Here is a 10660-nt window from a genome sequence, read left to right as displayed (position 1 = left end):
TACAGTTAGATAGCAATTGTTATTTAACAGCGACCTTGCCCAGTAATGTTGATTACGAAGTGCCTATAATTGGTTTTGTAGCTCATATAGACACCAGTCCTGATTTTAGCGGAACGAACGTCAATCCACAAATTCATCAAAATTACGATGGAAAAAATATTGTGTTGAACGCTGCTAAAAATATTGTTTTGGACGCTAGTTATTTTGATGAAATACAACAATACAAAGGACAAACAATTATTACCACCGATGGTACCACACTTTTGGGTGCAGATGACAAAGCGGGCGTTACAGAAATTGTTTCGGCTATGGAATATTTGATAGCACACCCTGAAATACCTCACGGAACTATTCGTATCTGTTTTACACCAGATGAAGAAGTAGGAAAAGGAGCACATAAGTTTGATGTAAAAGCTTTTGGAGCAGCTTGGGCATATACTCTGGATGGTAGCGAAATAGGAGAATTAGAATACGAAAATTTTAATGCCGCTAGTGCTGTAGTCAAGGTACAAGGTAAAAGTGTGCACCCTGGCTATGCCAAAGGAAAAATGGTGAATGCACTAATCAAAGCACATGAGTTTATAGCACAATTGCCTGTAGATGAAATTCCAGAAAAAACCTCTGGTTATCAAGGTTTTTATCACTTGCACGATGTAAAAGGCGATGTAGAAAACACTACTTTGGAATACATTATTCGCGATCATGATTTGGAAAAATTTGAAGAACGTAAAAAATACATTCAAGAAATTGCGCAACAATTAAACGAAAAATACAACGAAACTATCTTTTCAGTAACCGTAAAAGATCAGTACTTTAATATGAAAGAAAAAATTACCCCAGTAATGCACATTATTGACATTGCAGCTGAAGCCATGAAAAAAGAAGGGATTACACCCAATATCAAAGCCATTCGAGGGGGAACCGATGGATCTCAATTGTCTTACATGGGCTTACCTTGTCCAAATATTTTTGCAGGCGGACATAATTTTCATGGAAAATATGAGTATGTTCCCTTAGAATCTATGGTAAAAGCAACCCAAGTTATTGTAAACATTGCACAACTAACAGCAGAAAAACATCAATAAAAAAGAAAGGTTTTTCCCTGCTCAAACAAATTATACACTAAAACCAGTAATAAAACAATTTATAAAATGAACAATCAATTTTTAATTTCATTAACAGAAAAGTATGGAGCTCCGTTGTATGTGTACAATGCAGCTATTATTCAACGTCAGTACCAACGTATGATACTAGCATTTTCGTCTGTTAAAAATGTAAAATTGAACTATGCAGTAAAATCCAACACCAACATTAATATATTAAAATACTTAAACAACTTAGGTGCAGGTGGCGATTGTGTTTCTGTACAGGAAGTTAAATTGTGTTTGGCTGCTGGTATGGATGCACAGGAAATATCTTATACTCCTAACGGAGTTTCTTTTGATGAAATTTCGGAAGTACACCAATTAGGGGTAAAAATTACTTTAGACAACTTGTCTAGTTTGGATCAGTTTGGAAAAACCTTTCCACAAGCTCCTGTTTCTTTGCGTATCAATCCGCATATTATGGCAGGTGGAAATGCAAAAATTTCGGTTGGACATGTAGATTCTAAATTTGGAATATCACACACACAAATAGAGGCTATAAAAGAAATTGTACATCAAAACCAAACCCCTATCAATGGAGTGCATATGCATACAGGCTCTGATATTAAAGACCCAAATGCTTTTGTTGAGGCAATGGAAGTTTTATTGGGAATTGCTGAGCAGTTTGATACCATTGAATTCATCGATTTAGGAAGTGGATTTAAAGTGCCTTACCAAGACGGGGACATTGAAACCAATTTAGAAGAACTGGGAAGTATATTAGGAGCTAGATTCAACGAATTTTGTGCTGCCTATGGAAAAGATTTAAAATTGGTTTTTGAGCCTGGAAAATTTTTGGTGAGCGAAGCTGGAAAATTTTTAACCCGTGTAAATGTTATCAAACAAACTCCCAACATCAATTTTGTAGGAGTAGATAGTGGACTGAATCACTTAATGAGACCTATGATGTACGATGCATACCACCGCGTAAGCAACATTTCGAACCCAGAAGGCCCTAAAAAAGAATACAATGTTGTGGGGTATATTTGTGAAACAGATACCTTTGCCAGCAGCAGAATTTTAGGAGAAGTACGTGAAGGTGATATTATTTGTATGGACAATGCGGGTGCTTACTGTTTTTCGATGTCCTCTAACTACAATTCACGTTTTAGACCCGCAGAAGTTTTGGTGATAGACGGTAAAGACTACCTGATTAGACAACGAGAAACTTTTGAAGATTTGCTAAAAAATCAAATTGAAATAGATTTATAATTTTTATTAAAAAACGCTAATATAAAATTAGCGTTTTTTTTTCGCAATTGCAAAATAACAAAGCTGTTAGAATTCTTTATAGTTAGCGAAATTACCATTATAGCTACTTTGCTTTTTATACAGCTTAAGACAAAAAAAAAGAATTAATCTCTAGGCTAAATTCTTTAGATCATCTTTTTAAAGTGATAAAAAATCATAGAAATGAAAATCTAAACTTACTAATGCGTGTAGAACAGTAGGAACTAAGTCCTAAATTATAAGTCCGTACTTATATACCAATTTAAACTTTTAGTTTTGCACCGCATGCAACCTAAATTTAATGTTAAGAATGGTTAAAAAAAGCCCCTCTGCTTGTTTTGACCCCTCTAAAATCAAAAAATGAAAGTAATTTGCAACCTATAACAAACACATGAACAAAATCATCCCTATGAAAAAAAATTTGCTTTTTATTTTTCTGATGAGCTGCCTTTTTACTTGGGCTCAAGAAAAATATACCTTAACAGGAACCGTGAAAGATGCCAACTCTGGAGAAACACTTATTGGAGTTAGTATTGTAGATAAAGGTTCTTTTAGAGGTACTGTTACCAACGAATACGGTTTTTACTCACTTACGCTAACCGAAGGGGTACACACTGTAGAAATCTCTTACATTGGATACACAACCATTCGTAAAGAAATTAAGCTTCGTAAAAATCAACAACTAAATCTCAATTTAGAAGAAAACACACAAAGCTTAGAAGAAGTGGTGATTTCTGCTTACACCGAAAAAATTAGTATCAAAAAAGCAGAAATGAGCGTTAACAAAATGAAAGTGCAAACCGTAAAAGAAATTCCTGCTGTTTTGGGTGAGGTAGACGTACTAAAATCCATTACCACTTTGCCAGGGGTAACAACTGCAGGAGAAGGACAATCAGGTTTTAATGTTCGTGGTGGAGCTGCAGATCAAAACTTAGTTTTGTTAGATGAAGCCACTTTGTTTAATACCTCTCACTTATTCGGTTTCTTTTCGGTTATTAATGCCGATGCTATTAAAGATTTAAAACTCTACAAAGGAGGTGTTCCTGCCAAGTACGGAGGGCGAATATCATCTGTATTAGACATCCATCAAAAAGACGGAAACAAGTACGAATTTCACGGAAATGGTGGTATTGGATTGCTATCCTCTAGACTTACATTAGAAGGTCCTATTAAAAAGAAAAAAGCATCTTTTTTTGTAAGTGGTCGTAGGTCTTACGCAGATTTGTTCTTACCTATTGTACAACCAAACAATGATAGTAAAGCTTACTTTTACGATCTAAACACCAAACTTAATTGGGAAGTAGATGCCAAAAACAAACTGTTTTTGTCTGGATATTTTGGTAGAGATATTTTTGCTTTAGGAACCACGTTTGTTAACGAATACGGAAATGCAGTAGCCAACCTACGTTGGAATCATATTTTTAACAGTCAATTATTTTCTAACTTATCTCTTATTTACAGTGATTATTATTACGGTTTGGAAATTGACATTGCTGGTTTTCAATGGAATTCTGGGTTAGAAAACTACAATCTTAAATACGATTTAAAGCAGTATTTTAATGATGACATTGCTATAAATTACGGTTTGCAAACCATAAACTACATCTTTAATCCAGGAAAAATAGAACCTAACAAACCTGGAACTGGAATTGCAACCAATCAAATTGCAAAAAAATATGCACTAGAAAACGGTTTGTATATAGATGTAGAACATAGATTGAATGATAAAATTGATTTGAGGTATGGATTACGTTGGTCTAACTTTTTACGCATGGGAGAAAAGGAAATCAACCTATACCAAGGAAGTCCTGTTTTGTACGACCCAGAAACCAAATTGTACGAATCTGCCGAGCCAATAGGACAAAAAGATGTAAGCAGAGGAACCATTAGAAAAGCCTTTAACAATTTAGAACCTCGTTTTTCTATTGCCTATGCGCTGAATAACAAAAGTTCGTTTAAGGCAAGTTACCAAAGAATGGCACAATACATTCATATTTTATCCAATACACAGTCTCCTACACCACTAGACATTTGGACACCAAGTGGCGAACGTATCAAACCACAACTTTCAGATCAAATTGCTTTTGGGTATAGCCAAGACTTTAACAATATATACAGTCTTACTGCCGAAATCTTTGGAAAAACTGTTGACAACCGCATTGATTATATTGATGGTGCAGATTTGGTAGCTCAAGAAGCCATAGAATCTGTGATTTTAAATGGGAAAGCTCGTGCTTACGGATTGGAATTGTTGTTTAAAAAAGAACAGGGTAAATTTAACGGTTGGATTAGTTATACGCTTTCTAGATCCGAACAACAAACCCAAGGAAGAACTTCCCAGGAAATAGGAATTAACAATGGAAAATGGTATGCAACAGGATACGATAAAACCCATGACCTTAGTATTATTGCCAATTACAAAGCTTCTAAAAAATGGAAATTTAACTCTAGTTTTACTTTACAATCCGGACAACCTATTACGTATGCCGTGGCTAGTTACGACTATTTGGGTCTAAATGTTCCTGATTATGGAGATCGAAACGCAAATCGTTTGCCTATATACCACCGTTTGGATGTGTCTGCTACTTATGTTCCCAAGAAATACGAAACTAAAAATTGGAAGGGAGAATGGGTATTTAGTGTTTACAATTTGTACAACCGACAAAATGCTTCCTCTATAGACTTTTTACAAGACGAAAATACTGACACAGGAACCACAAGAAACATTACCGAACGTTTTACCTTTTTCGGAATAGTTCCTTCTGTTGCTTTTAACTTTAAATTCTAACAAAAATGAAAAGATATTTAATCCTACTAATCACCATTTGTACAATTTCGTGCACCAAAGAAGTTGTTTTAGATGACATTACAAATTCTACCCCTAGGTTGGTTGTAGAAGCTAGTATAGACTGGAACAAAGATGACGATGAAGCATCTAAAACACAAACCATAAAACTAACCCAATCTACCTCGTATTACAGTCAAGATTATCCCGTGGTTAACGATGCAATCATTAACATAACAGATAACAACAACCAGTCGATGGGGACTTTTACATACGATGCTAGTCAAGAATTGTATGTTGCTACCGATTTTAAAAAACCTACCGTTGGAACCACCTATCAATTAACTATAGAGGTCGATGGACAAGTCTATACCGCAAGTGACACCTACACTTCTATTCAGAGTCCTAATTTTATTTCTCAAACCCTGAACAAGGATTTAGACCCAGAGGGTATTATTCAAGTAGATTATAATATTGACAATGAAATTGGTGTAGACAATTATTATTTGTTTAAAATTGTGCCTCCTAGTAGAATTAGCGTTTTACCAGAATACTCTAACGCAGACGATAGTTTGTTAAGTGAAGAACCAGGAGATAACAATTATAGCTTTAGTTATTTTGAAGAAGAATTAGAACCTGGCGATTTGCTAAAAATAAGTACTTACGGAATTAGCCGACGTTACAACGACTTTTTGAATAAAATCATTCTAACAGCTCAAGGATCCGACGGTCCATTTTCTACAGCTCCAGCCACCATTAGAGGAAATATTTTAAACACAACGAATGAAGACAACAGAGCTTATGGGTATTTTTCTATGAATGAATTTACTTATGTAGAGTATGTTGTAAAGGAGAAATCGGACAAAGAAATTGTAACAGAATTTTAAGTCAAAAACTATTTTTATTTATTTTTAGTGACAAATAAATAAAAATGAAAAAGATAGTACTTTCTAGAGTTTTGCTCTTTGTCAGTTTGGTTTGTTTTTTTGTTGCCTGTCAACAATCAACCCAAGTAAAAGTTGTAAATGATAGCCGATTTAATTACAGTCAGTTTGTTTACAATCACACTAGCGGTGTTAATTCCGTAGCTGCCAACATTGTAGTTACCTTAGCCAAAGCCACTACGGTAGACCAAAGTCAATTACAGAAAGTACTAACTTTTTCTCCAAAAGCAGAAGGAACACTGCAAATTATCAACCAAAAACAATTGGTATTTGTTCCTAAAAAACCTTTTCAGGGAAATACAACCTACAAGGTAACGATGGCTCTAGATCAACTTTTTCCAGATCAAAAAACCAAAAAATACCAGTTTACTTTTACTACTAAAAAACAAGCTTTTGACATTAAAACAAAAGCTTTGCAATCTTATAGCCAAGACTGGCAATACATTAACGGAGTTATAAAAACAAGCGATGTAACTACGCTAGACAACATCAAATCTCTTATTACTGCAAAACAAAACGGCAAACCTTTATCGGTGGTTTTTGATGAAATAGACATTCCAAGCCAAACTTTTTTATTTAAAATTGATAGTATTTACAGGGAATTGGACGATAGTAAGATTCAATTACATTACAACGGAAAAGCTTTAAAGATAGAACACCAGCAAATACGAGAACTGCAAATCCCAGGAAAAAATAATTTTAAAGTTGTTGATGTAAAAGTGGTTAACGGAGCTAGTCAATATGTATCTATCAACTTTTCAGATCCTGTAGCTAAAAATCAAAATCTCAAAGGATTGATTAGCATTGCCAATGTAAACAACCTAAGTTATAGTATTGATGGAAATGTGGTAAAAGTATATCCCAAATCCAAAACACTAAAAGGAGATTACAAAGTTTCAATATACCGAGGTATTAAAAATAGCTACGGATACAAGTTTAACGAACAAATAAGTCGTTTACTTTCTTTTGACGAGCCTAAACCTGAAGTAAAGTTTTCTAAATCGGGAACCATTTTACCAAACTCTAAAGGATTAAACATTCAGTTTGAAGCCATCAACCTAAAAGCTGTTGAAGTTACTATTTACAGAATATACGAATCTAACGTATTGCAATTTTTGCAACAAAACAATTTAGAAGGAAAACGAGACCTAAAAATGGTGGCTAGGCCTATGGTCAAAAAAATTATGCCTTTGCATCCTACCAACAATGTCTATTCGGTGTGGCAAACCTATGGAATTGCTCTGGATCAGGTGGTTAATGTAGAACAAGGAGCAATTTATAAAGTTAAAATCAACATCCGAAAGGAATTTTCAACTTATCAATGTGCCAGTACAACTGCATCTATTTCTGATCCTATTGCTGAAGAAAACTACGATGATGAAATAGAAACAAGCGCATGGGATGGCGAAAATAATTATTACAGCGAATACAATTATAGCGGTGAATACAATTGGAGAGATCGAGACAATCCGTGTACCAATTCCTATTATCGCAATAAGGTAGTAAGCAAAAATATCTTAGCAAGTAATATTGGAATCATGGCAAAAAAAGGAAAAGACAATTCCTTTTTTATTAGTACACAAAACTTGATTGATGCGACTCCCCTAGCCCAAGTACAATTGGATTTTTACAATTATCAGCAACAAAAAATAGCCAGCACACAAACAGATGAAAATGGAATACGCTCATTACAACTTAAAGAAATTCCCTATGTCATTACTGCCAAAAAAGACGGGCAAACCACGTATTTAAAAGTCAACGATGGAAACGTGCTTTCTATGAGTAATTTTAATACACAAGGAGTAGAACCTCTAAAAGGTTTAAAAGGATTTCTTTATACAGAAAGAGGAGTTTGGAGACCAGGAGATACTATTTTCACCTCATTTATGTTGAATGATTTAAAAAACAAATTGCCCAAAAATCATCCTGTAACCTTAGAAGTAAAAGATTCCAGAGGTACTTTAAAATTCAGACAAGTAAGCACACACAATCTAAACAACCTTTACTGTTTTAAAGTACCTACACAAGACACAGATCCTACAGGAACATGGACTGCCAAGGTAGTAATTGGAGGTGCAAATTTTAGCAAAAATTTAAAAGTAGAAACCATAAAACCAAACCGATTAAAAATCAACATCCAAACATCAGAAAAGGTATTAACTACCCATAATAGTCAAATAAACCTTAGTGCTAAGTGGTTGCATGGAGCTATTGCTAAAAACCTAAAAGTAGAAACCGACTTGCTGTTAAGACAAAGTACCACAACCTTTGATCGTTATCCCAATTACGTTTTTGATGACCCTAGCAAACGTTTTGAAAGTGAAGAAATCAACGTTTACAAAGGAACACTAAACGCTGAAGGCAAAACCAAATTTGCGTTCAATCCAAAAGTTAACAACCATGCTCCAGGAATGTTAAAAGCCTTTTTAACGACCAAGGTTTATGAAAAAAGTGGTGATTTTAGTACCGATGTTTATCCCAAAACATTTTCTCCTTTTAACACGTACGTTGGTTTAAAAAGACCTGTTGGAGATAAAGCAAGGAACATGCTTTTAACAGACAAAAAACATACGTTTAATGTGGTGAGTGTAACAGAACAAGGAACCCCAGTACCAAACAGAAGTTTGGAAGTAAAAATTTACAAAATGGAAAATAGTTGGTGGTGGAACAATAACAACAATTATTCTCAATTTCAATCGGCTACTTACACCACCCCTGTATTTCATCAAAATATTGCAACCAATACTAAGGGAACTGCAAGTTTTAACTACGAGTTAAAGTATCCTGAATGGGGACGTTATTTTGTAAAAGTTACCGACAGAGTTTCGGGACATAGCACAGGTGAAACAGTTTTTATAGATTGGCCTGGATGGGCTGGTAAAGCCAAAAAAGGCAATCAGAAAGAAGCAGCTATGTTGGTATTTACTACAAACAAAGAAACCTATCAAGTAGGAGAACAAGTACAGCTTAACTTTCCATCTGCTGCTAACGGACACGCTTTGATTACTATAGAAAACAGTCAAAAAGTTATCAAACACTTTGTCGTACCTACCCAAAAAGGAAGCACCGATTTTCAATTTAAGGTAGACAAAAGTATGACTCCTACTGTGTATATTTCCATATCTAGTTTACAACCTCATCACAACACTGCTAATGATTTGCCTATTAGAATGTATGGAGTAAAACCAATTGTGGTAGAAGATGCAAACACACATCTAAACCCTGTGTTAGATTTGCCAAAAGAAGTAGCTCCTGAAAAAGAGTTTGTTGTAAAAGTATCTGAAAAAAATAAAAAACCATTTTCCTATACCTTAGCTATTGTTGATGAAGGTTTGTTGGACTTAACTCGTTTTAAAACTCCCAACCCTTGGGACTATTTTAACGCAAAAGAAGCATTGGGCGTAAAAACTTGGGATATGTACGATGATGTGATTGGAGCTTTTGGAGGTACACTAAACCAGGTATTTAGCATTGGTGGAGATGTAGGATTGGCCGCAGCCAAAACTCAGAAAGCCAATCGTTTTAAACCTGTGGTAATTTTTAAAGGACCTTTTTCCTTAGAGGCAGGAAACAGCAACATACATCGTTTAAAAATTCCGTTATATATCGGTTCGGTAAAAGTGATGGTAGTAGCACATCAACCAGAAGAAGAAGCTTACGGAAAAACAGATGCCAGTTTGGCCGTTAAAAAACCTATTATGTTGTTGGCTAGTGCACCAAGAAAAGTGAGCAAAGGTGAGCGTATAAGAGTTCCTGTTACTGTTTTCAATTCCCTTTCTGGATCACAAAAAATAAAAGTGCAACTACAAACCAATAAACTATTTACTGTAGAGGGTAATAAAAGTCAGACCGTTTCTTTTGATGCTCCAGGAGACGATTTGGCTTATTTTGACTTAAAAGCAAATCAATCAGGAATTGGTAAAATTAATATCACCGCAACCAATACAAAAGGACACAAAGCTAAGTATACAATAGAAATGAATGCTTACAATCCGAATAAAAAAATTAGTAAAACTATGGAACTGATTTTAGACGGAAAAGAAAGCAAAAAAATAGAGTTAAACGGTTTTGGTGTGGATGATAGCAATACAGGAACAATTGAAGTTTCTTCTTTTCCGCAAATTAACTTTACAAATCGATTGAAATATTTAATCCGTTATCCGCACGGATGTTTAGAACAAACAGTTTCAAAAGCCTTTCCACAACTGTATATGGGACAATTGTTTGAGCTAGATGCTTACGAAAAACAAAATTGCAATAACAACATTAGCAAAGCGGTAGAAAAACTAAAAAACTACCAATTACTGTCCGGTGGTTTTACCTATTGGCCCGGAAGTGTTAAAGCAAATCCTTGGGTGAGCAACTATGCCGGACATTTTATGTTAGAAGCAGAAAAACAAGGGTATTTAATCGCTCCACACAATAAAAATAATTGGATTTCGTATCAAAAAGAAATGGCTAGAACGTGGGTAAAAAGCAAAGAACACCCAGATTTGGAACAAGCGTACCGTTTGTATACCTTGGCTTTGGCTCAAAACCCAGAACTATCTGTTATG

5 protein-coding genes are annotated in these 10660 nt (G+C 34.8%); all 5 read left to right on the top strand.

What is annotated here, in order from left to right; genetic code table 11:
- A partial coding sequence (pepT, locus tag FS85_RS0102785; protein ID WP_010134486.1) for a peptidase T occupies window positions 1-1085 on the top strand: 1085 nt, incomplete at its 5' end.
- A 66-nt stretch (window positions 1086-1151) separates the two neighbouring features.
- On the top strand, window positions 1152-2357 hold the full coding sequence (lysA, locus tag FS85_RS0102780) for a diaminopimelate decarboxylase (protein WP_010134485.1): 1206 nt from the start codon (window positions 1152-1154) through the stop codon (window positions 2355-2357).
- A 427-nt stretch (window positions 2358-2784) separates the two neighbouring features.
- Entirely contained in the window at window positions 2785-5163 is a 2379-nt protein-coding gene (locus FS85_RS0102770; protein WP_029489221.1) for a TonB-dependent receptor, read from the top strand.
- A gap of 5 nt (window positions 5164-5168) precedes the next feature.
- Window positions 5169-6047: a DUF4249 domain-containing protein gene (locus FS85_RS0102765; protein WP_010134482.1), complete on the top strand. Its 879-nt coding sequence runs from the start codon at window positions 5169-5171 to the stop codon at window positions 6045-6047.
- A 44-nt stretch (window positions 6048-6091) separates the two neighbouring features.
- Window positions 6092-10660, top strand: a 4569-nt coding sequence (locus tag FS85_RS0102760; protein ID WP_010134481.1) for an alpha-2-macroglobulin family protein, incomplete at its 3' end; no start/stop codon positions are given.

This window comes from Ochrovirga pacifica, from assembly GCF_000220525.1.
Lineage (GTDB): Bacteria > Bacteroidota > Bacteroidia > Flavobacteriales > Flavobacteriaceae > Ochrovirga > Ochrovirga pacifica.
Note: the sequence above shows the minus strand (reverse complement) of the source record. Positions and strands in the feature narration are given on the sequence as shown.